This is a genomic window from Acinetobacter lwoffii (assembly GCF_024129685.1).
Lineage (GTDB): Bacteria > Pseudomonadota > Gammaproteobacteria > Pseudomonadales > Moraxellaceae > Acinetobacter > Acinetobacter lwoffii_X.
The window spans coordinates 13,996-40,990 of the sequence record NZ_JAMXXL010000015.1 but is presented as its reverse complement, the minus strand read 5'-3'; the positions used below and the strand labels follow the sequence as shown (position 1 = coordinate 40,990).

General features: G+C 43.9%; 28 protein-coding genes. 21 read left to right on the top strand and 7 right to left on the bottom strand.

Annotation, left to right across the window (positions count from 1 at the left end):
• The first annotated feature begins 16 nt into the window (after window positions 1-16).
• Together NI464_RS08880 and trpB are read left to right on the top strand one after the other, a co-directional pair.
• The gene (locus NI464_RS08880; protein ID WP_164542764.1) at window positions 17-661 is read left to right on the top strand and encodes a phosphoribosylanthranilate isomerase; all 645 of its coding nucleotides are present in this window, start codon (window positions 17-19) and stop codon (window positions 659-661) included.
• Window positions 642-1,886: a tryptophan synthase subunit beta gene (trpB, locus tag NI464_RS08875; RefSeq protein WP_004732965.1), complete on the top strand. Its 1,245-nt coding sequence runs from the start codon at window positions 642-644 to the stop codon at window positions 1,884-1,886. The genes NI464_RS08880 and trpB overlap by 20 nt, the downstream gene beginning before the upstream one ends.
• Before the next feature lie 122 nt (window positions 1,887-2,008).
• Here the strand turns inward: trpB and NI464_RS08870 are convergent, their stop codons facing one another.
• Window positions 2,009-3,649, bottom strand: a complete 1,641-nt coding sequence (locus NI464_RS08870) for an acyl-CoA synthetase (protein WP_253138182.1) — start codon at window positions 3,647-3,649, stop codon at window positions 2,009-2,011.
• Between the two features lie 233 nt (window positions 3,650-3,882).
• On the opposite strand from NI464_RS08870, the gene NI464_RS08865 reads away from it, so the two are divergent.
• The 4 genes from NI464_RS08865 (at window position 3,883) to infC (ending at window position 9,053) form a co-directional block, all read left to right on the top strand.
• A complete protein-coding gene (locus tag NI464_RS08865) occupies window positions 3,883-5,169 on the top strand; it encodes a D-arabinono-1,4-lactone oxidase (protein ID WP_253138181.1) in 1,287 nt (428 codons plus the stop codon).
• A 10-nt stretch (window positions 5,170-5,179) separates the two neighbouring features.
• The gene (locus NI464_RS08860; protein ID WP_253138180.1) at window positions 5,180-6,349 is read left to right on the top strand and encodes an alanine racemase; all 1,170 of its coding nucleotides are present in this window, start codon (window positions 5,180-5,182) and stop codon (window positions 6,347-6,349) included.
• A gap of 224 nt (window positions 6,350-6,573) precedes the next feature.
• Window positions 6,574-8,496: a threonine--tRNA ligase gene (thrS, locus tag NI464_RS08855; RefSeq protein WP_005107823.1), complete on the top strand. Its 1,923-nt coding sequence runs from the start codon at window positions 6,574-6,576 to the stop codon at window positions 8,494-8,496.
• Window positions 8,497-8,501: 5 nt separating this feature from the next.
• Window positions 8,502-9,053 (top strand): translation initiation factor IF-3, encoded by a 552-nt coding sequence (gene infC / locus NI464_RS08850; RefSeq protein WP_071850398.1) that lies wholly within the window; start codon window positions 8,502-8,504, stop codon window positions 9,051-9,053.
• Between the two features lie 43 nt (window positions 9,054-9,096).
• On the opposite strand, the gene NI464_RS08845 is transcribed toward infC, so the two are convergent.
• Both NI464_RS08845 and NI464_RS08840 read right to left on the bottom strand, forming a co-directional pair.
• The gene (locus NI464_RS08845) at window positions 9,097-9,648 is read right to left on the bottom strand and encodes a hypothetical protein (protein ID WP_071852247.1); all 552 of its coding nucleotides are present in this window, start codon (window positions 9,646-9,648) and stop codon (window positions 9,097-9,099) included.
• 104 nt (window positions 9,649-9,752) lie between these two features.
• Window positions 9,753-10,208, bottom strand: coding sequence for an Hsp20 family protein (locus NI464_RS08840; RefSeq protein WP_004732955.1), 456 nt, complete (start codon window positions 10,206-10,208; stop codon window positions 9,753-9,755).
• 283 nt (window positions 10,209-10,491) lie between these two features.
• Here NI464_RS08840 and NI464_RS08835 point away from each other — a divergent pair, with 283 nt between their 5' ends.
• The 7 genes from NI464_RS08835 to NI464_RS08805 all read left to right on the top strand — a co-directional run bounded on the left by NI464_RS08835 (window position 10,492) and on the right by NI464_RS08805 (window position 13,293).
• Window positions 10,492-11,112: a glutathione S-transferase family protein gene (locus NI464_RS08835; protein ID WP_253138179.1), complete on the top strand. Its 621-nt coding sequence runs from the start codon at window positions 10,492-10,494 to the stop codon at window positions 11,110-11,112.
• A 74-nt stretch (window positions 11,113-11,186) separates the two neighbouring features.
• Window positions 11,187-11,477, top strand: coding sequence for a hypothetical protein (locus NI464_RS08830; protein WP_004647523.1), 291 nt, complete (start codon window positions 11,187-11,189; stop codon window positions 11,475-11,477).
• Between the two features lie 7 nt (window positions 11,478-11,484).
• Window positions 11,485-11,907: a YqaA family protein gene (locus NI464_RS08825; protein ID WP_005250780.1), complete on the top strand. Its 423-nt coding sequence runs from the start codon at window positions 11,485-11,487 to the stop codon at window positions 11,905-11,907.
• A gap of 186 nt (window positions 11,908-12,093) precedes the next feature.
• On the top strand, window positions 12,094-12,288 hold the full coding sequence (gene rpmI / locus NI464_RS08820) for a 50S ribosomal protein L35 (protein WP_004278281.1): 195 nt from the start codon (window positions 12,094-12,096) through the stop codon (window positions 12,286-12,288).
• A gap of 11 nt (window positions 12,289-12,299) precedes the next feature.
• Window positions 12,300-12,659: a 50S ribosomal protein L20 gene (gene rplT, locus NI464_RS08815; RefSeq protein ID WP_004647525.1), complete on the top strand. Its 360-nt coding sequence runs from the start codon at window positions 12,300-12,302 to the stop codon at window positions 12,657-12,659.
• Window positions 12,660-12,810: 151 nt separating this feature from the next.
• Complete coding sequence (locus NI464_RS08810; RefSeq protein ID WP_253138178.1) at window positions 12,811-12,948, top strand: hypothetical protein; 138 nt, start codon at window positions 12,811-12,813, stop codon at window positions 12,946-12,948.
• A gap of 6 nt (window positions 12,949-12,954) precedes the next feature.
• The gene (locus NI464_RS08805) at window positions 12,955-13,293 is read left to right on the top strand and encodes a GNAT family N-acetyltransferase (protein WP_005250784.1); all 339 of its coding nucleotides are present in this window, start codon (window positions 12,955-12,957) and stop codon (window positions 13,291-13,293) included.
• 349 nt (window positions 13,294-13,642) lie between these two features.
• Here NI464_RS08805 and NI464_RS08800 read toward each other — a convergent pair whose 3' ends face one another.
• Entirely contained in the window at window positions 13,643-14,668 is a 1,026-nt protein-coding gene (locus NI464_RS08800; RefSeq protein WP_253138177.1) for a hypothetical protein, read from the bottom strand.
• Between the two features lie 159 nt (window positions 14,669-14,827).
• On the opposite strand from NI464_RS08800, the gene pheS reads away from it, so the two are divergent.
• The 3 genes from pheS (at window position 14,828) to NI464_RS08785 (ending at window position 18,617) form a co-directional block, all read left to right on the top strand.
• Window positions 14,828-15,808: a phenylalanine--tRNA ligase subunit alpha gene (gene pheS / locus NI464_RS08795; protein ID WP_253138176.1), complete on the top strand. Its 981-nt coding sequence runs from the start codon at window positions 14,828-14,830 to the stop codon at window positions 15,806-15,808.
• Between the two features lie 134 nt (window positions 15,809-15,942).
• Entirely contained in the window at window positions 15,943-18,324 is a 2,382-nt protein-coding gene (gene pheT / locus NI464_RS08790) for a phenylalanine--tRNA ligase subunit beta (RefSeq protein WP_253138175.1), read from the top strand.
• Window positions 18,321-18,617: an integration host factor subunit alpha gene (locus tag NI464_RS08785; protein WP_253138174.1), complete on the top strand. Its 297-nt coding sequence runs from the start codon at window positions 18,321-18,323 to the stop codon at window positions 18,615-18,617. The genes pheT and NI464_RS08785 overlap by 4 nt, the downstream gene beginning before the upstream one ends.
• 104 nt (window positions 18,618-18,721) lie before the next feature.
• Here the strand turns inward: NI464_RS08785 and NI464_RS08780 are convergent, their stop codons facing one another.
• From NI464_RS08780 to trxA, 3 genes are all read right to left on the bottom strand, one after another.
• Entirely contained in the window at window positions 18,722-19,021 is a 300-nt protein-coding gene (locus NI464_RS08780; protein WP_071852242.1) for a hypothetical protein, read from the bottom strand.
• A 400-nt stretch (window positions 19,022-19,421) separates the two neighbouring features.
• Window positions 19,422-20,690, bottom strand: a complete 1,269-nt coding sequence (gene rho, locus NI464_RS08775; protein WP_004278267.1) for a transcription termination factor Rho — start codon at window positions 20,688-20,690, stop codon at window positions 19,422-19,424.
• Window positions 20,691-21,012: 322 nt separating this feature from the next.
• Window positions 21,013-21,339 (bottom strand): thioredoxin, encoded by a 327-nt coding sequence (gene trxA, locus NI464_RS08770; protein WP_004278266.1) that lies wholly within the window; start codon window positions 21,337-21,339, stop codon window positions 21,013-21,015.
• Between the two features lie 260 nt (window positions 21,340-21,599).
• On the opposite strand from trxA, the gene ppx reads away from it, so the two are divergent.
• Genes ppx through NI464_RS08745 form a run of 5 tightly spaced genes read left to right on the top strand, consistent with a single transcriptional unit; the run spans window position 21,600 to window position 26,719 of the window.
• A complete protein-coding gene (gene ppx, locus NI464_RS08765) occupies window positions 21,600-23,120 on the top strand; it encodes an exopolyphosphatase (protein WP_004278264.1) in 1,521 nt (506 codons plus the stop codon).
• 30 nt (window positions 23,121-23,150) lie between these two features.
• The gene (locus NI464_RS08760) at window positions 23,151-23,975 is read left to right on the top strand and encodes an acetyl-CoA carboxylase carboxyltransferase subunit alpha (protein WP_004278263.1); all 825 of its coding nucleotides are present in this window, start codon (window positions 23,151-23,153) and stop codon (window positions 23,973-23,975) included.
• The gene (tilS, locus tag NI464_RS08755) at window positions 23,912-25,288 is read left to right on the top strand and encodes a tRNA lysidine(34) synthetase TilS (RefSeq protein ID WP_253138173.1); all 1,377 of its coding nucleotides are present in this window, start codon (window positions 23,912-23,914) and stop codon (window positions 25,286-25,288) included. Before NI464_RS08760 ends, tilS begins: the two co-directional genes overlap by 64 nt.
• A 2-nt stretch (window positions 25,289-25,290) precedes the next feature.
• Window positions 25,291-26,130, top strand: coding sequence for a pyrroline-5-carboxylate reductase (gene proC, locus NI464_RS08750; RefSeq protein ID WP_420914106.1), 840 nt, complete (start codon window positions 25,291-25,293; stop codon window positions 26,128-26,130).
• 19 nt (window positions 26,131-26,149) lie between these two features.
• Window positions 26,150-26,719 (top strand): YggT family protein, encoded by a 570-nt coding sequence (locus NI464_RS08745; RefSeq protein ID WP_213687642.1) that lies wholly within the window; start codon window positions 26,150-26,152, stop codon window positions 26,717-26,719.
• Window positions 26,720-26,995 lie beyond the last annotated feature (276 nt).

Sequence of the window (26,995 nt, the reverse complement as noted above, 5' to 3'; positions counted from 1 at the left end):
CTAGAGCCAACATAATATGCGAACCCGTGCCAAAATTTGTGGAATCACCCGAGTTGAAGATGTACATGCCGTAGCCAATGCTGGCTGTGACGCGATAGGATTTGTATTTTATCCACCGAGTCCGCGGCATGTCACTTTAGAGCAGGCTGAAATCCTGATCCGGGCGGTTCCGGCGTATGTACAGGCGGTGGGTTTATTTGTGAATAGTCACGCAGATGAAATCCAGGCGATTTTAAATAAAATACCGCTGGATATTTTACAATTTCATGGCGATGAAACACCTGAACAGTGTCAGGCCATCGCCCAGCAGGTCGGACGCCGTTGGTATAAAGCCATTCAGGTAAAACCTGATCTGGATGCAGTCGCAGAAATTCAAGGTTATCAAGATGCAGGCGCAAGCGCAGTGCTATTAGATGCATGGCATCCTGATCTGAAAGGTGGCACAGGGCACAGCTTCGATTGGGACACATTTCCCAAACTCAATATTCCCTTGATCTTGGCAGGCGGTTTAAATCCTGACAATATTGAACAGGCAATTCTCACCACACAGGCGTATGCCGTCGATGTGAGTGGCGGTGTCGAGTCCGCAAAAGGTATTAAAGACCAACAACTCATAGAACGCTTTATGCAAGGAGTCCATCGTGGATCAGCAAAGTACTAGCCAGAACAGTCAGGCAGTTGACTATACCCAATTCCCGGATGAACGCGGGCATTTCGGTATTCATGGCGGACGTTTTGTGTCAGAAACACTCATGGCGGCTTTAGAAGACTTGGAAAAGCTCTATTTCCGTATGAAAGATGATGCGCAGTTTTTGGCAGAATTTGACCGTGACATGGCGTTTTACGTCGGTCGTCCGAGTCCTTTATATCATGCTGAACGATGGTCGAAAGAGTTGGGTGGCGCACAGATTTACCTGAAACGTGAAGACCTGAACCATACCGGTTCGCACAAAGTAAATAACACAATCGGTCAGGCCTTACTGGCGAAGCTTTCCGGCAAGAAACGTATTATTGCCGAAACAGGTGCAGGCCAGCATGGTGTAGCAACGGCAACAATTGCAGCACGTTTAGGTCTTGAATGTGTAGTATTCATGGGCGCAGACGATGTAAAACGTCAGGCGATGAACGTCTACCGTATGCGTTTATTAGGCGCGACGGTTGTGCCGGTAGAAAGTGGCTCTAAAACCTTAAAAGATGCCATGAATGAAGCCATGCGTGACTGGGTGACCAATGTTGATTCAACTTATTACGTGATTGGTACTGTGGCAGGTCCACACCCATATCCGCAACTGGTTCGTGATTTCCAGTCGATCATTGGTCGTGAAGCACGCCGTCAGATTCTGGAACAGGCTGGCCGTTTACCAGATGCCTTGGTAGCATGTGTCGGTGGTGGATCTAATGCAATGGGCTTGTTCTATCCATTCCTGAATGACCAAGATGTGAAAATGTACGGCGTTGAAGCAGCAGGTCATGGGATTGAATCAGGTAAACATTCTGCGCCATTGAATGCCGGTCATGTCGGTGTTCTGCATGGTAACCGTACTTATCTGATGTCGGATGCGCAAGGCCAGATCATCGAAACACATTCAATTTCTGCAGGTCTGGATTATCCAGGTGTGGGTCCGGAACATAGTTTTCTGAAAGATATGGATCGCGTGAAATACGTGCCGATCAATGATCAGGAAGCTTTACAGGGTTTCCGCGACTTGACCAAGATTGAAGGCATTATTCCGGCGTTAGAAAGCGCACATGCTATGGCTTATGTCACTAAACTTGCACCGACCATGGACAAGGATCAAATTATTATTGCGACGGTTTCAGGTCGTGGTGATAAGGACTTGATGACCGTTGCCCGTATTGATGGCGTGGAAATGGTAGAGATGTAAGCTCCTTAAAGTCCTCTCCTTATAGGAGAGGGTTTGGGAGAGGGTAAGTTAAAAAATCGTGCTAAGTTTTCTTAGCACGATTTTTTATTGAGTAGATTTTGAAAAAATATGCCTGGATGGCCTTAAGAGAACTCACCTTGCGCACGCTCTTTGGCCCACTCACGTAAAACAAATTTCTGCAATTTTCCGGTCGAAGTTTTTGGAATTTCGGTAATCACCACATCCTTAGGCACTTTAAAACGGGCCAGATGTTCACGGCAGAATTCCATAATTTCTTCTTCCGAAGCTGTTATTCCTTCTTTGAGTTCGATAAAGGCACAAGGAACTTCCTGCCAGCGTGGATCAGGCTTTGCGACTACCGCCGCAGTCAGCACTGCCGGATGCTGATACAGCACTTCTTCCACTTCAAGAGATGAAATATTTTCCCCGCCGGAAATAATCACATCTTTGGAACGGTCGGTAATTTTTGCATAGCCATCCGGTTGGCATACCGCCAGATCCCCCGTATGGAACCAGCCACCAGCAAAGGCTTCTGCTGTCGTCTCAGGATTTTTCAGATAACCTTTCATCACGATATTGCCACGGAACATGATTTCACCCATGGTCTGACCATCATGTGGCACTTCCTGCATGGTATCCGGATCAAGCACTTTCATGCCATCTTGCAATGGATACGGGACGCCTTGACGGGAGTGCAACTGTGCCTGTTCCTGAATAGACAGATCGCTCCAGCCTGCCTGTGAAGCGCAGAGTGCAGAAGGGCCATAGGTTTCAGTCAAGCCGTAAACATGCGTGACATTAATGCCGATATTGCGCATGCCTTCAATAATTGCTGCTGGAGGTGCGGCACCCGCCACCATCACTTCGACACGATGATCAATTTTGGTCTTTTTCTCTTCAGGTGCGTTAATCAGCATTGACAAGACAATTGGTGCACCGCAGAAGTAATCGACTTTATGTTCGGCAATCAGTTTAAAGATCCGTTCAGCATCAACTTTACGCAAGCAAACGTTGGTTCCACCGTTGGCCGCCATGGTCCAGGCAAAGCACCAGCCATTACAGTGGAATAGCGGCAGTGTCCATAAATAGGTGGCACGTGGTGTCATGCCACAGGCAATAATATTACTGGCTGCGTTAATGTAGGCACCACGATGATGATAGACCACGCCTTTCGGGTTGCCGGTGGTCCCAGAAGTGTAACTTAAGCTGATGGCATCCCATTCATCTTGAGGTAAATGCCATTCAAAGTTTGCATCGCCTTGCGCAATCCAGTCTTCATATTCGATTTGGCCAATACGCTGGTCTTCACCTTCAAACTCTGCATCAGCCACATCAATGACATAAATGTCTTGTGAAACTAGAGCGAGTGCTTCAGTCGCAAGTGCAGTAAATTCAGGATCAACCAATAATACTTTGCTCTCAGCATGTTCCAGCATGAAAGCAAGGGTCTTGGCATCCAGACGGGTATTTAAGGTATTCAGGACGGCACCTGCCATTGGTACAGCAAAATGCGCTTCGATCATGGCAGGGACGTTAGGCAGCAGGACAGACACGGTATCATTTTTACCGATGCCTAATTTTTGGAGTTGGTTGGCAAACTGACGACAACGGTTGTATTTCTCACGCCAGGTAATACGACGCTTACCGTGAATAATCGCGTTCTGGTTTGGATAGATATAAGCTGCACGATCAAGATAGCGTAAAGGTGATAAGGCTACAAAATTCGCGGGGGTACGCGGTAATTCATCATATGCGCTAACCATTGTAAAACTCCGTTCTATATTTATTTTCATATCCTTTTGAAAAGATATGTATTTCTCAGAAATCTTGCATTTATGCTTTAGTCGAGTACGATTTTACAAATTCTAAGTAATTGAATATTAATAAAAATATTTAACCCTACTTAAATGTTCTGAACGCCTGGGTTCCCAAGTTTGATTTTTTAGGTATTTTACTCTAGTTGAATCATTAAAATAATATAAGCCAGAGAATAATAATGAAAATACAACAGGCGAATGACGCCTGGCGAAACTGGTCGGGGAGCCAGTCCAGTGCTGCTCGGATTTGTCAGCCTAGCCAGATCAGTGAATCACAAAGTTTAGTGAAGACCCATGCACACATTCGTGCAGTGGGTGCAGGACATTCATTTAGCCCATTGGCCAAAACAGATGAGGTGTTGCTTAATCTCGATTTGTTAAAAGGTATCGTTGCCTTTGATCAAGAGAAAACCCAATGCACCGTGCGGGCCGGGACGCGTTTATATGATTTGGGGGAAGATCTGGTACCGATCAATCAGGCCTTAATCAATCAGGGCGATATAGACCAGCAAAGTCTGGCCGGAGCGATTTCTACCGGAACGCATGGCACGGGCATCGATTTACCTTGCATCTCTGCTTTCGTGGAAGGCTTTGAATTACTGACCGCGGATGGAGAGCTGTTGCAATGTCATCGTGAGCAGAATGCTGAGATATTTCAGGCTGGACGGGTGGCATTGGGCAGCTTGGGTGTATTGACCCAAATCACCCTGCAAAATCGGCCACGATATAAACTAAAAGAACAGATTCGGCTCTGTTCATTAAAAGACATATTTACCCATATTGATCAATGGAAACATCAGCACCGGTATATTGAATTTTGGGCTTTTTTACATGCCGATCAAGTGATGCTGAAAACTCTGGATGAAACGGATGCAACCATTCAGCCGAGAACAGAGAGCTGGCCTCCGGAAGATATTTTATTGACTCTATGTTCGGAATTGACGCGACTCTTCCCAAAGACAAATCCCTATCTGCAAAAACTGCTCGGCGTATTTGTCAAACCGACTCGTTATGTAGACTGTTCATCCAGAATTTTTCCAACTCCGCGTAAGACCAGATTTAATGAAATGGAATATCAGGTTCCGGTTGAGTTTGGCTTGCAGTGTCTGGACGAGATTCTGCATGTTTTATGCAAACACCAAGTGCCGATGTTTTTCCCGATCGAGTTTCGTTATGTCAAAGGCGATGAGATCTGGCTAAGTCCTTTTTATCAGCGTGATTCGGTCTCCATTTCGATTCATCAATTTTATAAACAGGATTACCACGCGATCTTTGATCTGGTCGAGCCGATTTTACAGAAATATCAGGGACGACCGCATTGGGGCAAGTTACATAGTATGAGCGCAGCCTCGCTGCGCGAACTCTACCCGAAATGGGATAATTTCATGGTGCTACGTCAGCAATTGGATCCACAGCAAAAATGGCTGAATCCATATTTAAAAGAATTGTTTTTATCTGGGAAATGAGGAGAGGGCGATGCAATCAAATTATTTTCAGCAACTGACGCAGGAATTAAAACGGCAGGGCACTGGCACACCGCAACTGATTTTAGATTTAAAAACCTATCAAGGTAATTTGGACTATGTACAGTCAAAATTGCCTGCGAAGTTAAAACCACGCCTAGTGGTGAAGTCCTTGGCCAGCATTCAGCTACTCAAACTGGCCAGTGAAAAGCTGAATACCCAGCGCTTTATGGTGTTTCATCTGCCGCATCTTGCGGAAATTATTGGGACGTTTCCGCAAGCTGATATCTTGTTGGGTAAACCGATGCCGATTCAGGCGGTAAAATCTTTTTATCAAACTTTATCTGATCCAAATAAAGCCAGTGATCAAGCAAGTATCCAATGGCTGATTGAGGAGGTGGAGCGCTTAAAACAATATCTGCAACTCGCGCAAAGCTTGAATATCTGCCTGAATGTCAATATTGAAATTGATGTGGGGCTGCATCGTGGCGGCGTACAAACGCAGCAGCAATTTATAGCCTTAATGAAGCTGATTCAGCATAACGCGGCTTATCTCAAACTTTCGGGTCTAATGGGCTATGATGCACATGTCGCCAAATTGCCAAAAATTCTGAAAAGTCCTGAAAAAAGTTATCAGCAATCGCAGCAGATGTATCAACAATATAAAACTATTTTGCAGCAGCAATTCCCCGATTTATGGCAAGAAGGTCTGTGTTTTAATGGCGGTGGTAGTCCGACATTTATGCAGCATTGCCAGCAAAGTGTCTGTAATGATCTGGCCTTTGGCTCGATGCTGCTCAAGCCCAGTGATTTTGATCTGAAAAATTTATCCGCTTTAAGCTGTGCTTTATGGATTGCCACACCGATACTCAAAGTTTTGCCTTGTAGCCAGATTCCCGGTTTGGAACTGTTGAATCATCTTCCACATCAATATAAAGCCATATTTATTTACGGAGGCTATTGGCGAGCAGATTATATTTATCCTGAAAAAAGCCGACCGCATGTATTGTATGGTCGCAGCAGTAATCAGGAAATGCTTCAGGTGCCCATGCAGTGCGATATTCATGTCGATGATTATGTGTTTTTAAGACCGACACAAAGTGAAGCTATCATCCCGCAATTCGCTCAGCTTTATGCTTATACAGAAGGAAAGTTTCTCCAGTGGCAGACGTTCCGGGAATAACCACATTCTGAAATGAAAAATGAGCCTAAGCCTTTAACGATCAGGCACAGATTTGACGGTAAATCTTATTTTTATTGGGAAAAGGTTTAATCATGCGGCCAAGCCGTGTAAAATTCGAATCGATTTTATTTATCCACCGTTTTTATCTTTTGAGGCTGTGCCTCGATCATAATCTCGCGGTGATATGCTCCATGGTACGGGGCATCACTCCTTAAGGATTTCTTATGCCAATTATCACTTTGCCAAATGGCGATCAAAAACAGTTTGATCACGCCGTATCTGTGATGGACGTTGCACTTAGCATTGGTCCTGGTCTTGCAAAAAATACAGTTGCTGGTCGTGTCAACGATCGTTTGGTTGATGCGTCTGATCTCATCACTGAAGATGCAACACTACAAATTATCACGCCTAAAGACGAAGCCGGTGTCGAGATCATTCGCCATTCTTGCGCGCATTTGGTCGGTCATGCGGTTAAGCAACTGTTCCCAGAAGCAAAGATGGTCATTGGTCCGGTCATTGAGGAAGGTTTCTACTATGACATCTGGATGCCACGTCCGTTTACCTTAGACGACATGGCAGCGATTGAAGAGCGTATGAAAAAGCTCATCGATCAGGACTATGATGTTGTGAAAAAAATGACGCCGCGTGATGAAGTGATTGCTGAATTCACTGCGCGTGGCGAAGAATACAAATTGCGCCTGATCGCAGACATGCCTGAAGAAACCCAAATGGGCTTGTACTACCATCAGGATTACTTGGATATGTGCCGTGGTCCGCACGTTCCAAACACCAAATTCTTAAAATCGTTCAAGCTGACTAAAATTTCAGGTGCTTACTGGCGCGGTGATGCGAAAAACGAACAGCTACAACGTATTTACGGTACAGCGTGGGCAGACAAGAAGCAGCTTGCGGCTTATGTAAAACGGATTGAAGAAGCAGAAAAACGAGATCACCGTAAAATCGGTAAAGCACTTGATTTGTTCCATATGCAAGAAGAAGCACCGGGTATGGTGTTCTGGCATCCAAACGGTTGGACCATTTACCAAGTGCTTGAACAATACATGCGTAAAGTTCAGCAAGACAATGGCTACGAAGAAATCCGTACCCCACAAGTGGTTGATTTCACGCTGTGGGAAAAATCGGGACATGCTGCCAACTATGCAGACAACATGTTCACCACGCATTCTGAAAACCGCAACTATGCGGTGAAACCAATGAACTGTCCTTGTCACGTACAGGTGTTCAATCAAGGCTTGAAGTCATACCGTGATCTTCCTGTACGTTTGGCAGAGTTTGGTTCATGTCACCGTAACGAGCCATCGGGTTCATTGCACGGCATTATGCGTGTACGTGGCTTTACCCAAGATGATGCGCATATTTTCTGTACCAAAGAACAGATTGGTCCTGAAGTTGCAAACTTTATCAAATTGACACTGGATGTATACAAAGACTTTGGCTTTGAAGAAGTACAAATGAAGTTGTCGACGCGTCCTGAAAAACGTGTGGGTGATGACAAGCTTTGGGATATGGCAGAAAAATCTTTGGCAGATGCTTTAGATGCTGCAGGTCTTGAGTGGGAACTTCAACCAGGCGAAGGCGCATTCTACGGTCCGAAGATTGAATTCTCTCTGAAAGACTGCTTAGGTCGTGTCTGGCAGTGTGGTACCATTCAGTGTGACTTTAACTTGCCAGAACGTCTGGATGCGTCTTATGTCACTGAAGATAATGACCGCGATCAGCCAGTAATGTTACATCGTGCAATTCTTGGCAGCTTCGAGCGTTTTATTGGTATACTGATTGAACACTACGCAGGCTTCATGCCACCTTGGTTGGCACCAATGCAAGCGTGTGTGATGAACATTACCGATTCTCAAGCTGAGGCATGTGAGTCAGTCGTCGCAAAACTTAAAGAAAACGGTATCCGTGCAATTTCTGACTTGAGAAATGAGAAAATCGGCTTTAAGATTCGTGAACGTACATTAGAGCGTATTCCTTACTTACTGGTACTTGGGGACCGTGAAGTAGAGGAAGGTACCGTAAACGTGCGTACCCGCTCAGGAACAAATTTGGGTACTATGTCAATCGATGCTTTCGTTGACCTAGTAAAAGCAGCCGTAGCCGAACGTGGCCGGTACATTGTGGAGTAACAGCGATTAAACAGCCTGACCGTAATCAACAGGGCGGTAACAAATCAAACCGTCCTGCCTTGAATGATGAAATTCGTGCGAAAGAAGTCCGTCTTGTAGACGAAAATGGTGAGCAGAAAGGGATTGTAAGCTTAGCTGACGCCCTGCGCGCAGCAGAAAGTGTTGAGCTTGATCTTGTAGAGATCGTAGCAAACGCTGAGCCACCAGTATGTAAGATCATGGACTTCAACAAGCATTTGTTTGATCTTAAGCAAAAGCAGAAAGAAGCGAAGAAAAAACAACATCAAGTCCAGGTGAAAGAAATCAAGCTACGCCCGGGTACTGATGTTGGCGATTACAACGTAAAACTACGTGCAATCATCAAGTTCCTTGAAGAAGGTAACAAGGTGAAAATCACGCTTCGTTTCCGTGGTCGTGAAATGGCGCACCAACAGTTGGGTCTAGCTCAATTGCAAAAAATTGAAGCTGACGTGGCTGAATTCGGTACTGTTGAGCAGATGCCGAAAATGGAAGGCCGTCAAATGGGTATGTTACTTGGTCCTAAAAAGAAAAAGTAAGCACTCATTAAACGAAAAAAGCCCTGCATATGCAGGGCTTTTTTTATGCTCTAAAATTCCACGCATTGTACATAGCTTGAATAATTTCCCTGGCTTGCTGCCGGGAAAACATCGATAGCTGAATCCGGAAAAACCCGAGGCAAATTTGATTCATCAGACCAGGCTGACACAATTTAAAATCCAAAGTGCCATCGCGTGGACTAATCACATGTGCTGGCATGTTATAGAGCCAACGTTTGAGATGTGCTTTGAGAGAAGCATAGCGTGGATTTAGAAAACTATACTGTACCGAATGTCGTTTTAAGCACAGGCTGATGCGGAAACCGGCCAAAGTATAATAAATAGCGTGTGAGGTGATTTTCAGTTTAGTTCCCAACATAAGCAGCGAAAGACCAAGAAAGCCGCCAATATAAACATAAAAGCCAGGAGACTCCTGCCATAAAAATAACAGACCTTGAAGAAAGCTGGAATTGCTACGTGCACTGCTGAAATAAAAAATGCTGAATATTCCGACCGGATAACAAAACAGCAAATATCCCGTAGTGCGCATGATCGGGCTAGCTTGATGAAACAGGATGTTTTCTGGCACATTCATGGTTTATTTTTATGATCAGAAAGCGTATTGCCTTAATGAGCTTAGGTAATCTGTAGCCAAAAAGAAAGGCCCTTTCGGACCTTCCTTTGCGTACTTAATCAAGCTTATTCCACTGATTTTTCATCGTTTGCAATGAGCAGTTTATTGCCAATCGGGATTTGACGTGGCAATTTTTCTTCTGGAATAATGCGCTGCAAGTCGATGATCAATAAACCATTTTCATAGTCTGCCTGTTGTACCTCTATATATTCATCCAGACGTAAAGACAATTTAAATGCACGTCGCGCAATGCCTTTGTACAGGAATTCAATACTGTCATTGCTCTGGTTTTCAGGCTTGCCTAGGATGGTCAGCAACTTATTTTCCAGACGAATGTCGAGTTCTTCCTGACGAAAACCCGCAGTTGCCACCACGATGCGGTAATTATTCTCACCACGCTTTTCGATATTATACGGTGGGTAATTCGGTGCATCGCTTTGCATGGCATAGTCAATAAAGTCATTCAAGCGATCAAAGCCAATACTACGACGAAATAATGGATGAAGATTTAAGTTACTCATGATTAGAACCTTCTCACTAAAGCAAAGTTATAAAAACAAGAAAATAAGATCTGTCATGTCAGACATCAACAGCGCATAAGATTGACGCAATCCTTATGCAGAAATAAATATGTGTTTGGAGCTGAAATTTTCAAGATCAAAAAGAAAAAAATATATAAATTTTTAATAAGATTTTGATATTTATTGAAAAATAATTTTAAAATGCAGACTTGTTGTTTCTTTCTAAATCCTCTATGTTGAGTACATCGTCGCATAGTAAAAGTGCAGGGAGTATTAGAAGAAAATGATCGATTTATATTATTGGGGCACCCCCAACGGCCATAAAATTAGTATTGCTCTAGAAGAAATGGGGCTGGAATATCAAATTATTCCCATCAATATTCTGGAAAATGACCAGTTCCAGTCCGATTTTCTGGCTATTTCTCCCAATAATAAAATCCCGGCAATTGTTGATCAGGATGGGCCACATGGCCGCGCCATTTCAATTTTTGAGTCAGGTGCGATCTTGCAATATCTGGGTCGCAAAACAAGTCTGTTTTATCCAGCCGATGAAGTGAAGCGTATTCAGGTCGAACAGTGGCTGATGTGGCAAATGGGCGGTTTGGGGCCGATGCTCGGGCAAAATCATCACTTTAGCCGTTTTGCACCTGAGCGGATTGCTTATGCCACAGAGCGCTATGTCAATGAAAGCAAGCGTTTATATGGGGTGTTGAATAAGCAGCTGGTCGGGCAGGATTATGTTGCCGGCGAATACTCGATTGCTGATATGGCGATATTTCCGTGGTTATTGCGACACGACTGGCAGCAGATCAATCTGGAAGATTATCCTGAAGTTTCCAAATATATTGATCGCTTGAATGCTCGTCCTGCGGTTCAGAAAGCGCTGGCGATACAGGTCAGTTAAGCATCTGCCTTTATGCTAAAATAGCCTTAAGCAAATAAAGCCACCCTTACGGTGGTTTTTTATTGGATGGATATATGAACGATTTTCTTCTGAACTTTACCAAGATTGTTGAAAGTAATACCCGAATTTACTGGAGCATTCTTTTCGGCATTGCTGCATGTTTAGTGCTGTATGTTGCTGAAATTGTGCATATCGATCAGGTGATTGCTGCCCTAAATACCAAAGATCAGCAGATTTTACGTGCTGCAATTGCACCGCTCAATGAGCAGTATAAATGGGCGCGGATCATGGCGATGGTGACTGCAGTCGTTTGGTCCAGTTGGGAATATAGTAAAGCCAAGAAAAAAATGGGCTTGAGCCGTTAATGCTGTAATGAGCCTGTTTTTACTGTTTCTATCTGCCTTTGGTGCAGCGACCTTACTGCCTTTACAGTCTGAAGCTGTGCTACTGGGGCTTTTAGTGCAGGGTGAGCAGAGTGAGGTACTGTTAATTGCGGTGGCCAGTTTGGGGAATATACTGGGTTCTTGTGTGAACTGGTATCTGGGACTCAAGATTGAGCATTATAAAAATAAAAAGTGGTTTCCGGTTTCAGCAGATAAGATGCTCAAGGCGCAAAAGACCTATCAGAAATATGGTTACTGGTCTTTACTGCTGAGCTGGGTGCCTATCATTGGTGATCCGATTACCCTGATTGCGGGACTATTAAAAGAAAACCTCGTCCGTTTTCTGCTGATGGTCAGCATCGCTAAAATTGGACGTTATCTGTTTGTCTATGCGGCCTTTGCCATGTTCTAAACTTGAAAATAATTTTCCTGATCCAGTCTTGGATATTATTTCAGAGCGAAATCATTCTTTAAATTCGCTTATTGGGTGAAGATGCTTTTGTTTTAAACAAAGATGCTTTAGAATACTCGCTCCCTTACCTGCAGGTCGTTTTGTAATGGTGCAAACGAGCCGAACAGGTGTTCAAAAGAGGTTGTTATGCCTAAGATGAAAACTCGCCGTGGTGCAGCTAAACGCTTTAAAGCGACTGCTAACGGTTTTAAGCGTAAACAAGCGTTCAAACGCCACATTTTGACCAAAAAATCTGCTAAGCGTATTCGTCAATTGCGCGGCTGTGTAATGGTTCACGTAAGTGACGTTGCTTCAGTTCGTCGTATGTGCCCGTACATCTAAGGAGATTATAAATGGCTCGTGTAAAACGTGGTGTACAGGCTCATCGCCGTCACAAAAAAATTCTTGCTCGCGCTAAAGGTTACTATGGTGCTCGTTCACGCGTTTACCGCGTAGCGTTCCAAGCGGTAATCAAAGCTGGTCAATATGCTTACCGTGACCGTCGTCAAAAGAAACGTCAATTCCGCGCTTTGTGGATTGCACGTATCAACGCTGGTGCTCGTCAAAATGGTTTGTCATACAGCCGTATGATTGCTGGCTTGAAAAAAGCTCAAGTGATTATCGACCGTCGCGTACTTGCTGACATCGCTATGCATGACGCAGTTGCGTTTGCTGCTTTAGCTTCTAAAGCTAAAGATGCATTGGCTGCATAAGTCTTTATGACTTGAAAAGACCGCTTTTAGCGGTCTTTTTTATGCTTAAATAAAAGTAGTCATTTTAAATATTATTTAAAAATCAATATTGTAAATCCTATATTTTTTAGTCATTGTTAAACTGCATAATCAAAAATAAGGCTTAAAAATAATGATTCGACTTGCCACTCAACGGGATGTCCTGCCGATTGCCCAAGTGCACGTACAAAGCTGGCGTGAAAGCTATAAAAACATCATCAAACAAGAAATTTTAGATGCATTGTGTGTAGAACAAAGAGCTGCCTTGTAGCGTTCTGTGCTTGAACAGGAAAATCGACAGGTATTTGTCTATGAAGAAAATGCTCAGGTGCTCGGATTTGCTGCCTTTAATTTTCCAGTGGATGCACCAATTAGTGAATTGAGAGCACTTTATTTGCTTCAAAATATTCAAGGTCGCGGCATTGGACGTGATTTGGTTCAATTGGGTCTGGGTTTAAGTCGAGAAAAATCCTACCAGTATATGCAGTGCAGCGTATTGAACCTGAATTCCAGTCGTTATTTTTATGAAAAGACCGGCGCCTATTTTGTCAGTGAAGGAGATGCCAGCGATCTGGGCGAGAATCTTAAAGACTTATGTTATCAGTGGGACATTTAATTTTTGAATACTCTGGCCCAGCTGGCTCAACGTAGAAAAATCTAAAACCTGGGAAAAGACGATAGAAAATAAATCAGCCCTTAGAAATGTATGGCTGATTTATCTTTTTATCTCAATATCTCCACCGGTCAATTAAGAGAGCATTTCCGGCCGATCAGCAAATGATAGCTTCGGCTCATTCAAATAATGCTGAAATTTTAAGACAGATACTCAGTCGTGATTCCATCATCTGATGGATGATGAAAACCATCACAAAATCGTCAGCATTATTTCAAGTTGATGCCTGCTCATGAATATCAAAATATCCATTGAATTCTGCCCGTGATGTTCAAGCTTTTCTGGCAAAATGTTAAAGGCCGAAATAGTAGCCAATCAGACAGATAATCACAGTGATCACAATTAAGGTCAGCACATTTGCAGATGAACTGGATTTGCCTGGGTCCTGAGGTTTTTCTGCTTTAGAAATTTTTGGTGAGCGGTCTTCGGTACTCATACCGACAAATGGGTCAGGTGCAACTTTTGGTGTTAGCTGTGCAGTTTTATAGTGATTGGCGACTTTGCTGATGAATTTAGCACTTAAATCATCAATTTTTTGCGAAAAATGTCGCAGGTTAAGTTGCTGCTCCGGGCTGAGTACTTCGCCATCTGCACGATAGGGATGCTGGATTTTCGTTTGAATAAAGTCATTTAAGGCGTCTAGGCGGTACAAAGTCTGGTGAGCATAATCCGCTGAATAGTCAGTGGGAATTAAGGCCAAATGACTTTCGCTATCGGCTTGAATGGCAGGCATGGTGCCGTAATAAGGCAAATTGGTATATGCAGGTTCGGTAAAATCTTGGGCAAGGCTACTTTCAAACAGTTCATGATCGGTATAGGCCTGAATATCATCCCAGTTTGGGGCTTCCAGATCGACATCAATGCGCTTGGCCAGTTTAGGATTTAGCTCATAACACCAGAATGTTTCATGGCGTAAAGGGGATTGCTGTGATTTAGGTGCTTCGTAATCATTGTCTGCGCTGTACCATTCAGGCAGTTCCTTGCCGATGATCCAGGCAGTTTTGGTTTTAGCACCATGACTGACAATAAAATGCGCCAGTGGTAATAGCTCGATATTGGCATTCGGATTTTTTTCATCAACCAGTAAATCAGAGCGATGCAAGCTGAGGCGACGCACGCCTTGTTTTTTCAGGCCTTCCAGCCAGATCTGGAAATGCTGGGCCAGCAGGTGTTGTGACATCAGATCCCGAAAGGCAAACTGATGCTGATTAAAAATGGAATGTTGAATCCAACGATTGAAACTCAGGTCTTGAGTCAAATACTCATTGCCGTAAGTGACGAAGGTTAGTTGCTGTTTCCAAATTTGATCGAGTGCCATAGTGATTTGATCTGATTGATATTGTGTTTATCTTATACTTTTTATATTTAATCATGCCAATCTAATTTTCCTTAAAACGCATCTTCATCAAAGTGTCTAAAAACTGTTAGAATGTGGGGTTTTTAAAATATTTTTTAACCTGTTGCTTTGAGAGTTACTATGTCACTGGAAGCCCTGACCACTGAAGCGCTCGCTGCGATTGCAGCAGCTCAAGACCTTGCTGCACTTGATCAAGTACGAGTGCAATTTACGGGGAAAAAAAGCCAGCTCGCGGAACAATCTAAGTCGCTTGGTAAAATGGATCCTGAAGAACGTAAAGTCTTCGGCGCACAAATCCATGCTGTACGTGAAACTATTACCGCTGCATTGACCTCACGTCAGGCAGAATTGCATAAAGCTGCCTTAGAACAAAAACTGGCAAGCGAAACCATTGATATTACTTTACCAGGTCGTGGCCAACAGGTGGGCAGTATCCATCCAGTGACCCAGGTGCAAGAGCGTATTTGCCAGTTCTTTACCAAGGCAGGTTTTACGGTTGCAACAGGTCCTGAAGTTGAAGATGACTATCACAACTTTGAAGCACTGAATATTCCGGGTCATCACCCGGCGCGTGCCATGCACGATACCTTCTATTTCGATGTGAACCATTTGCTGCGTACGCATACGTCTGGTGTGCAGATTCGTACCATGGAAACCCAGCAGCCACCAATCCAGATCGTGTGCCCGGGCCGTGTTTACCGTTGTGATTCGGATCAAACCCACTCGCCGATGTTCCATCAGATCGAAGGTTTATACGTGGCTGAAAATACCAGCTTCGCGGAACTGAAAGGTTTGCTGATTAATCTGCTGAACGAATTCTTCGAAAAAGATTTGAAAGTACGTTTCCGTCCATCTTATTTCCCGTTCACTGAGCCGAGTGCGGAAGTGGATATTATGGATGAACGCGGTCGCTGGTTAGAAGTATTGGGCTGCGGTATGGTGCATCCGAATGTGCTGCAAGCTGCAGGCATTGATCCTGAAAAATACAAAGGCTTTGCTTTTGGTCTGGGTGTTGAACGTTTTGCAATGCTGCGTTATGGCATGAATGACTTACGTATGTTCTTCCAAAATGATGTGCGTTTCTTACGCCAGTTTGCTTAAAACAAATTTATACCTCTCCTTAACCTCTCCTTTTAAAAAGGAGAGGGACTCCGCGAAATAGATGGAGTTCTCCCCCTTTGGAAAATGGGGGGCAGAGGGGGATTCTAGAGATTTGAATTACAGGTTTTATATTAATGAAAATTAGCGAAAATTGGCTACGCACATGGGTCAACCCAGCCATCGATAGCGAAAAACTTTCTGATCAATTGACCATGTTGGGTCTGGAAGTCGATGAGCTTGCACCTGCAGCAAAAGCATTTACTGGTGTAGTGGTGGGGGAAGTCCTGACAGTAGAACAACATCCTGATGCAGATCGCTTGCGTGTGACCACTGTCAATATCGGTTCAGGTGAGCCACTGCAAATTGTATGTGGTGCGCCAAACGTACGTGCCGGCATGAAAGCGCCAGTTGCGACCATTGGTGCAGTACTTCCAGGCGATTTCAAAATCAAGAAAGGCAAGCTACGTGGTATCGAGTCACAAGGCATGCTGTGCGGCGCTTCAGAAATCGATTTAGAAGATAAAATTGATGGTTTGTTAGAGCTTCCAGCGGATGCACCAGTAGGTATGAACATTCGTGAATATCTAGACCTTGATGACAACGTGATTGACATCAGCATTACACCGAACCGTGGGGACTGCTTCAGTATTCGCGGGATCGCACGTGAAATTGGTGTGATTAACCAATTGCCAGTAACTGCCCCTGAAATTAAAGAAGTAGCTGCGACTATTAGCGAAGAAAAGAAAGTCGTTGTATCGACTGAAGGCTGCCCACGCTATTTGGGTCGTGTCATCAAGAACGTCAATACCAAGGCTGTGACTCCTGTATGGATGGAGCGTGCATTGGCACGTTCAGGTATTCGTCAGCACAGCATTCTGGTCGATATTACCAACTATGTATTAATCGAGCTTGGTCAACCGCTACACGCATTTGATGGCGGTAAAGTTCAAGGTGCGGTACATGTACGTCAAGCGACGGAAGCTGAAAAGTTAGTTTTGCTCAATGAACAAGAAGTTGAACTCAACGAAAAAGTGATGGTGATTGCAGATGATGAAAAAGCATTAGCCATTGCCGGTATTATGGGCGGCTTGTCTTCAGCAGTCAGCGATGCAACCACTGAAATTTTCCTAGAATCTGCATTCTTCGCGCCACTGCATATTGCGGGTCGTGCACGTAGCTTTGGCTTGCATACCGATGCTTCTCAGCGTTATGAACGTGGTGTCGATTTTGAATTGCCATTGATCGCTATGCACCGCGCATCACAATTGATTGCTGAACTTGCGGGCGGTGAGTTCGGACCAATTACAGTTGCCGAAAATGCGGCTCTATTGCCAACACGTGACGCAATTGAATTGAATCAAGCCCAAGTCGATCAACTGCTAGGTTATAGTGTTGACTCAGCGTTCATTACTGATGCTTTAACCCGTTTAGGTTGTGAAGTTACAGTAAAAGCAGAAGGTGAGTGGTCTGTAGTGCCGCCATCACATCGTTATGACATGGTGATCTATCAAGATTTGATTGAAGAAGTGGCACGTATTCACGGTTATGACAATATTCAAATCAGTCTGCCTGTGATTGATGTGAAATTGGCGAAATACCAAGATCAATTTGAGTTGGGCCAACTCCGTCAAACTGCCGTAACTTTAGGTTACCAAGAAGCGATCAGTTTTAGCTTCTCAGACCTAAAACTTGAAAAGCAACTTAATTCCAGTGTGAATCCATTAGCATTAGCTAATCCAATTTCAAGTGATTTGGCTGTGATGCGTTCAACCTTGCTGTCTAGCCTGATTCCTTGTGTTCAGTACAATGTCAACCGCCAGCAAAGCCGTGTACGTTTCTTTGAGCTCGGTCTGCGTTTCGACTATCAAGAAGCCAGCAGCATCCATGATTTAAAACAGATTCCAACTTTTGCATTGATTGCGACTGGTTCACGTCATGCTGAGTCTTGGCATGGTAAGGCACAGCCAATGGACTTTTTTGACTTTAAGGGCGATATAGAAGAAATTTTGGCTGCTGGTCGTGTCAAAGTAGAATATGTGCGTTCAGAGCGTAGCTGGTTGCATCCAGGACAATCCGCAGAAATTCTCGTGAATGGTCAATCAATTGGTTACTTGGGGCGTTTACATCCCTCACTTGAAGACGAACTTGATCTGGCAACCACATGGGTAGCAGAATTGGATCAAGCGGCTGTTTTGCAAACTTATGTATCTAATTTTACAGAATTATCACGTTTTCCATCGGTTCGACGTGATATTGCGCTTTTAATTAATGATAAGATTAATGTTAGCGAAATTCAGGGACTTATCGAAAAAACAGGCGGAGAGCTTTTAGACTCAACTTGGTTGTTCGATGTGTACACTGGACAAGGAGTAGAAGAAGGGAAACGCTCACTGGCATTTGCACTTCTCTGGCAGCATCCAAGCCGTACACTGGAAGATGCTGAAATTAAATCAGGTATGGATAATATCCTTCAAGTGTTAGAAAACACTTACCAAGCGACATTGAGGGCTTCATGACAGCACTAACTAAAGCAGAAATGGCTGATAATTTAAGTGAGCTCACGAGTTTAAACCGTCGTGAAGCAAAACAAATGGTTGAGTTGTTCTTCGATGAGATTAGCCAGGCGCTCATCTCAGGCGAGCAAGTAAAACTTTCGGGTTTTGGTAATTTTGAGTTGCGTGACAAGCGTCAACGTCCAGGCCGTAACCCGAAAACGGGTGAAGAGATTCCGATTTCTGCACGCCGTGTAGTAACCTTCCGTGCGGGACAGAAGTTCCGTCAACGTGTGGGAAATGAGCAGATCAACTGATCTGCTTTTTTAAAAGCTGAAATCTAATATTTTTAAATTTCAGTTTTTAAAATAAAAAAAGAGAGCCAAAGGCTCTCTTTTTTTGTACTGAATAATCTAAAAGATTATTGAGCAGCAGCTTCAGAAGCAGCAGTAGCGTCAGCAGCAGCTTCAGTAGCAACTGCAGCAGCAGCTTCAGCTTCAGATGCAGCGTCAACTTCAGCAGCAACTTCAGAAGAAGCTTCAACGTCAGTAGCTTCTACAGCAGCAGCGTCAGCAGCAGCTTCAGCTTCAGAAGCAGCTTCTACAGCTTCAGAAGCAGCTTGGTTAGCGTCGGCAGCAGCGTCGTCAGCTTTTTTAGCACAACCAACGAAAGCTAAAGTAGTAGCAACTGCAGCAGCAATAGCGATTTTTTTGAATAACATGGCATCACTCTCTAAAAATTGAGATTAAAAAAACCAAAGTTAGTCTGTTAAGTGCTTTTATTGTTCCTAATTGTGTTAGGGACTAACAACGCAGGAGCAGTCTAACTGGTCTGCAAATATGCTATCACTGCGCATTTTTAATTGCTACTGGCAATGATCAAAAAAGTACGGAAAAACGATAAAAAATAAGAAGTTTTTAACAGAAAATAACAATGGAATGAAACATTTAGATTGGAGAAAGGCTTGTTAAACACTTAAAAGTTATACAATTTTTAATCTGAATATTTTATTAATCAAAAACTTAAAAATAAGTTTACATAAATCAGGGTTGATTGTTTCATTCTGTAATTTATGTCAACCTAAAAAAGGCCACCGCTTGGGTGACCTTTCATTTGAAATTTTAATTTGAAGCTTTGCGTTTCATCTGATCAAAGAAATCATCGTTGGTCTTGGTTTCTTTCATGCGATCCAGTAAGAATTCCATTGCCGCCAACTCATCTTGAGTATGCAACAGCTTGCGCAGAATCCAGACTTTACGCAGATTGTCTTCTGACATCAGGCGTTCTTCACGGCGAGTACCAGATTTCTTGATGTTCATCGCAGGGAATACGCGCTTTTCTGCAATGCGACGATCAAGGGTAATTTCCTGGTTACCTGTACCTTTGAATTCTTCGTAAATCACTTCATCCATTTTACTACCGGTTTCAATCAGGGCAGTAGAAATGATGGTTAGTGAACCACCTTCTTCGATATTACGTGCAGCACCAAAGAAACGTTTAGGACGTTCTAGGGCATGCGCATCCACACCACCAGTCAGTACTTTGCCTGATGAAGGGATCACGGTGTTATAGGCACGTGCCAGACGGGTAATCGAGTCAAGCAGAATCACCACATCTTTCTTGTGCTCAACCAGACGTTTTGCTTTTTCAATCACCATTTCAGCGACTTGAACGTGACGTGCAGGAGATTCATCAAAGGTAGAAGCCACGACTTCACCACGAACCGTACGCTCCATCTCAGTCACTTCTTCTGGACGCTCATCAATTAGGAGAACGATCAGAATAACTTCAGGATTATTGCGAACGATGGACTGTGCAATGCTTTGCAGCAGCATGGTTTTACCCGCTTTCGGCGGAGCCACAATAATTGAACGCTGGCCTTTACCAATCGGTGCAACTAAGTCGATCACACGGGTGGTTAAATCTTCAGTGGTGCCATTGCCCAACTCCATCACCAACTGTTCGGTCGGGAATAATGGGGTCAAGTTTTCAAACAGAATCTTGTTACGTGAATTTTCAGGTGTGTCGTAGTTAATCTGATTGACTTTAAGTAAAGCAAAATAACGTTCGCCTTCTTTCGGCGGGCGAATGGTGCCAGTAATGGTGTCGCCAGTACGGAGGTTAAAACGACGAATTTGAGAAGGGCTGACATAGATATCGTCAGGACCTGCTAAATAAGAACCTGCGGCTGAGCGTAAAAAGCCAAAACCATCTGACAAAATTTCTAGAACGCCATCACCAAAAATCTCTTCGCCATTCATTGCATGACGTTTTAAGATGGCAAAAATAATGTCTTGCTTACGGTTACGAGCCATACCTTCGAGGCCCATAAACTCGGCAATCTTGATGAGTTCGCCAATCGGTTTTTTCTTGAGTTCGGTTAAATTCATAGGTGGTCAGATAGAATCAAAGTTCTGAGGTACAGGTTAGAAAGGGAGTAACATTCGGCCGCATACCAGCATTCAAACGAAAGCAATTGAATTTGCAAAAGAACAATTCAGAGATCTGTTTGAGTGTTTCAAAGGAAAATGTGGAAAACAATTTCTATTGCCGAGCGGCATCTTATGTAATGTGTCTTGTAAGAAATTGACAGGATTTAGGATCCTTTATCTCTTGAGTAGCGAATATAAGAGAAAATGCTAGGTTTGTCAATTTATAGCCGAAAAAAATACGCGAGCATGAGTCGCGTATTTTTTACTAAAAATGCTGTGCTTAGATATTGTCATCAATAAATGCAGTCAGTTTAGATTTTGGTGCAGCACCGACTTGAGTCGCAACAACTTCACCATTTTTGAACATCAACAAAGCCGGGATGTTACGGATGTTGAAATTCACAGCAGTTTGTTCGCAAGAAGTTACGTCAACTTTCACGATTTTAACTTTGCCTTGGTATTCATCAGCAAGCACTTCAAGTACAGGTGCGATTGCTTTACATGGTGCACACCAGCCTGCCCAAAAGTCCACCAGTACAGGAACGTCTGATTGAAGAACGTCTGCTTCGAAGTTTGCGTCAGTAGTGTTTACGATGTTGCCAGACATGGAATGTGCTCCAGATTAATATTTTAAAGATAACTAATTATTAGTATTACATAGCCATCTTTAACAATGTAGGGGAATCTGTAAATTTTCAATGCTTAATGTTATTTTGTCTAATGGATGATCACGATAGTGATGATCGTGTCTCACTATTATTCCCGATAAAAAAAAGAATAAGGCATTAAATTGTCGCTACAAATGGCTTTTAAATTGCATGCATGTGAATTACTCTAAGCACAATTCGTTAAAGGTTTATTTCTGGAATGTCTGACTTTTTGATTGATGAAGAATTACTTGCCGCCATCGATATGGGATCAAACAGCTTTCATTTGGCCATCGCCCGTGTAGATCATGGTGAAGTGAAGAAAGTGGCATCAATGTCAGAAAAAGTTCAGCTTGCCGCAGGACTAGACGAAAATAAAAATTTAACCGAAGCCGCACAGCAACGCGGTTTGGCCTGTCTGGCCCGTTTTGTAGGTCGTTTAGGTGCAGTTCAGCCGAACCGATTACGGATTGTGGCGACGAATGCGTTGCGTCAAGCCAAAAACGGCCATGAATTTATTCAGAAAGCCGCAGAAATTTTACCGAAACCGATCGAAATTATTGCCGGTCGTGAAGAAGCCCGTCTGATTTATCTGGGTGTATCGCATACCATGGCCAACAGCGGTCGTCGTTTGGTGGTTGACATCGGTGGCGGTTCAACTGAGCTGATTATCGGTGAAGAATTCGAGCCGATTCATACCGAATCGGTACAAATGGGCTGTGTAGCCTTTACCAAGGCCTATTTTCAGGATGGGGAAATCAGCGCCAAAGCTTTTGATAAAGCAGTCACTGCGGCGCGTAAAGAAATTTCCGGAATTGCCAATACTTATAAAGAAGCCGGTTGGGATGCTGTCGTTGGCTCGAGTGGTACCATTAAAGCCTGCCGCCAGATTTGCGTCAATATGGGCTGGAGCAATGATCGCGAACAGTTGACGCGTGAAGGTTTGGAAAAGCTTAAAGACAAACTACTTAAATATAAATATGTCTCGGACATGGAATTCGAAGGTCTGAAAGATGACCGTCGTGCCGTCTTGCCTGCTGGTATTGCTATTCTCTATGCTGTCTTTGATGTATTGGGAATTGATCATTTGGTCTATTCCGATGGTGCACTACGTGAAGGCGTGATGTATGACTTGCTTGGCCGTTTCAAGCATGAAGATATCCGTGATCGTTCCGTCCATGCCTTGATTGGTCGATATAATGCCGATGCCAAGCAGGCAGAACGTGTGGTTCAGACCGCACAGAAATTGTTTAATGACGTGGCCAGTGAACTCGGGTTGAGTGTTGAAGATAGTGACCTGTTACGTCGTGCCGCCTATCTGCATGAGATTGGTTTGGCCATCAGTCACAGTGGCTATCATCGTCATGGCGCGTATTTATTACAACATTCGGATATTGCCGGTTTCTCGCAAGTTGATCAAAATCATTTGTCACATTTGGTCGCGCACCATCGGCGTAAATTGCGCGCTGATGCCAAGATTGATGTGATGAAAGTCGGTGGATCTAAACTTTTATGGTTATGTTTGCTGCTTCGTCTGTCGGTTTTGGTCAATCACAGTCGTAGCGATGAGATGCTTCCTGCCATTGAACTCAAGGTTGAAAATGCGCAACAATGGCAACTCAGCGTGTCTGGTGATGCCAAGCAATGGCCATTGCTGGTCGCTGAACTGCACGATGAACAGCAGCAATTTAAAAATTGGGAGATTGAACTCTCGATTCAATCCGAACAGTTTGTTAATTAATACCTTTATAGGGATGAAAACGGTTAACCTATGAAAAATAAAGCAACTCCATCAAAAGCATGGGCGACAGTGCAGATTGCACGTCATCCAGAACGTCCACAATTCCTGGACTATGTGGGTGAAATATTCACTGAATTTGATGCTTTACATGGTGACCGCCTATATGGTGATGATGGCGCGATGATCGGTGGTCTGGCTCGTTTCGATGGTCAACCGGTGATGATCGTTGGTCAGCATCGTGGTCGTAGCACCCGTGAAAAATTACAGCATAATTTTGGCATGAGTAACCCGGAAGGTTATCGTAAGGCACAGCGTCTGCTAGACATGGCAGAGCGTTTTAACCTGCCAGTCTTTACTTTTATTGACACTATGGGCGCTTATCCGGGTGTCGGTGCAGAAGAACGTGGTCAGGCTGAAGCGATTGCCACCAGTCTGGCTCAGCTTTCTAATTTGAAAGTACCTGTGATTGCAACTGTACTGGGTGAAGGCGGTTCGGGGGGTGCGCTGGGTATTGGGGTGGCAGACCGTGTGGTGATGCTCTCTCACAGTATTTATTCGGTGATTTCACCGGAAGGCTGTGCCTCAATTCTCTGGAAAACCGCTGAAAAAGCTGAACAGGCCAGTGAAGCCTTGGCTCTGACTGCAGAAAAATTGCAGAAAATGGGTATTGTAGAATATGTGGTGGATGAAGGTGAGGGTGCTCATTTAAATCCGGATCAGGTCATGAACAGCTTGAAAGCAGTGCTGAAAGAAGCTTTGAATGAACTGCAACCAATGGAAGCGCAAGCACGATGCGAAGCACGTTACCAACGTTTAATGAAGTTTGGCAGCGACAATTTAGGTCTGGTTTCTTAAAACAGCTGCAGGACTTTCCTGCAGAGACAAAATTTCTCATCGGATGCAGTGGCGGCGTAGATTCTATGCTGTTGCTGCATCTGATGTTTTTTTTATGCCCGGAAAAAGTTCGGGCGATTTATATCGATCATCAGTTACAAGCACTCAGCGCAGATTGGGGCAAGTTCGTTGCACATCAATGTCAGCAACTGAATATTCCCTGCATCATCCAGCCAGTTCATGTCGCTAGTGGCAATCTGGAACAGCAAGCGCGCAATTCACGTTATCAGGCTTATCTGCAACATTTGCAAGCGGATGAAATATTGGTGCTGGCACATCATCAGCAGGATCAGGCGGAAACCCTGATGCTACGTTTATTGTCTGGTGCCGGTGTTGACGGCTTAGCGGCAATGAAACAAATCGATGTACGTGAAAATCTCACGATTTGGCGGCCATTGCTGGATATTTCCCGTGAGCAGATTTGCCAATGGGCATCAGACTTAAATGTTAAGAATATCGAAGATCCGACCAATGCTGATACCCATTATGACCGAGCCTGGGCACGCCAGACCCTGTGGCCAGTATTAAGCGAACGCTATCCTAAAATGCAAGCTGCCTTGGTGCGAACCAGTGAGTTAATGCAGGATGCTCAAGACATTTTACAAGAAGTGCTGCAACAGGATTTAGCATATTGTGGAACTGAAACGCAGCTCGATCTTGGTAAATTTCTACAGCTTTCAAAATCACGACAACGTCAATTACTCTCTGCCTGGATGAAAGGTAAACAACAGTATCGTCCATCCTTAGATATGGTAAAGCGTTTGCAATGCGAAGTGATTTATGCCAAGCAAGATGCTCAGGCAGCATTGCATTGGCAAGGCTTTTATTATGTACGCTATCAGCAGCAATTATATCGTTTGACCGCAGAGATCTATTTAGCCGAGCAGCAACAGGTTCAAACTAGTCCGGAAAGTATAAAATTCGCTTTAAAAGACTGTGTGCAGGTTTTGTCAGGGAAATTTATCATCGCGCCTGCACAGTTCGGTTTATCTCCTGCATTATTGCAGCAAGCTTTGCATTTACAGCAGAGGCAGGGTGGCGAAAAAATTCATTTATATGGCCGTGTCGGTACCTGGCCGCTGAAAAAAGCTATTCAGGAAGCGCAAATATTTCCCTGGGCTCGGCATACTATTCAAATATTAAGCACAGATAATGTTATGCTAGGCGTGTTTACCCCTAAAGGATTTTGGTTGGCCCAATCTGCATATTGTGAAGCAGGTGGATGGCTGCCGAGGTCGGTTTCTTCAACTTTAGAACTCAACGATGAGCATTGAACATGAGTGCAGCTTTAAATTGTAATATCTGTTTTATTGGTGGCGGTAATATGGCCCAAGCCTTAATTGGCGGTCTGATTTCACGTGGTTTGCCAGCAACACGTATTACAGTTTCTGATCCGGTCGAAAAAGTCCGTGCTTTATTGGCGGAAAAAGAAATTAATGTGACCGGGGATAATAGCGCTGCAATTCAGGATGCAGATATCGTTGTGTTGGCGGTAAAACCTCAGGTTTTGGCTCAAGTACTGCAACCTTTAAAAGGTCTGGTCAATAACAAACTGATTATTTCCATTGTTGCCGGTGCAGAAATTGCCACATTATCAGCATTGTTGGGGACTGAGCGTATTGTCCGGGTCATGCCGAATACACCTGCATTGGTGCAGACCGGGGCACATGGTTTATATGCCAATGCATCTGTGGAAACGAGTGATCGTGAGCTAGCCAGTCAGGTTTTGGCATCAACTGGATTAACCATTTGGGTCGACTCAGAAGCACAAATTGATGCAGTCACTGCACTCTCGGGTTCGGGTCCAGCTTACTTTTTCTATATGATGGAAAGTATGATTCGTGCGGGTAAAAATTTAGGTCTGGATGAAAAAGTTGCAACTGCACTGACTTTGCAGACCGCTTTAGGCGCGGCGCAAATGGCGATTACCAGCTCGAATACGCCGGCTGAGTTACGTAAAAATGTGACTTCTCCAAATGGGACTACACAGGCCGCACTTGAAGTCTTTGATCGCGCCCAGATTTCTCAAAATATTCAGGCGGCACTTGCCGCTGCACAAAAACGCAGTCAAGAACTGGCACAAGAGCTCAGTGAAAGCAGCAAATCTTCAGTTTAATTTTTAGGAACGTTCAAGTATGGGTGCAAATTCTGCGCTAATTTTTGGCATTATCATTAACGTCGCGATTTTGCTCGTATTCTTTCGATTTTTAATGCAACTGGCAGCGGTCAGTCCTTACAATCCTGTGGTTCTTTCTACTGTGAAAGCCACTAAAATTGTAGATGTATTTGGTCGAATTTTCCCAACCTTGGCCAAAGGCCGAGTCAGTACTGCTGCTTTGGCATTATTGGTCGTGCTCTATCTGCTTAAAATTTTTGGCATGATGTATCTGTCAGGGGGGACGCCGAATGGGCCTGTCCATCTGATTATTTTGACTTTTGTCACCATGATGCAGGATTTGATCCGTTTCTGTCGTTATTTGATTTTCGCTACCATTATTTTAAGCTGGGTGGTGATGTTTACCCAGTCTCGTTCGCCTTATATTGAAGTCGTGCAAGAGCTGGCTGAGCCTTTACTGGCACCTTTCCGCCGGATTATGCCAAATATGGGCATGATTGACCTTTCTCCAATCTTCGCCATTTTGACTTTAATTATTATCGAAATGATTATGAACCAGGTGGCGATTGTACTGCTTACTGGTCTTTAATTGGATCCAAATAAAAAGGACGCTGAGGCGTCCTTTTTATTTGCTCCTCCCTTTAGAAAAGGGAAGTTGGGAGGGATTTGTTAAACTTCCCAAACCGTGAATAAGTTTTAATCGAAGTACAAGAAGAAGATGGGATATTAACCTCTCCCTAACCCTCTCCTGGAAAGAGAGGGAACTTGGATACTCTGAACCAGTAATGCTGCTGATTTCCTAAAAATAGAAAAATATGCGTTCGAAACTTGATAGCAGAAAAGATTTTAATATCGCTGCCTGTAG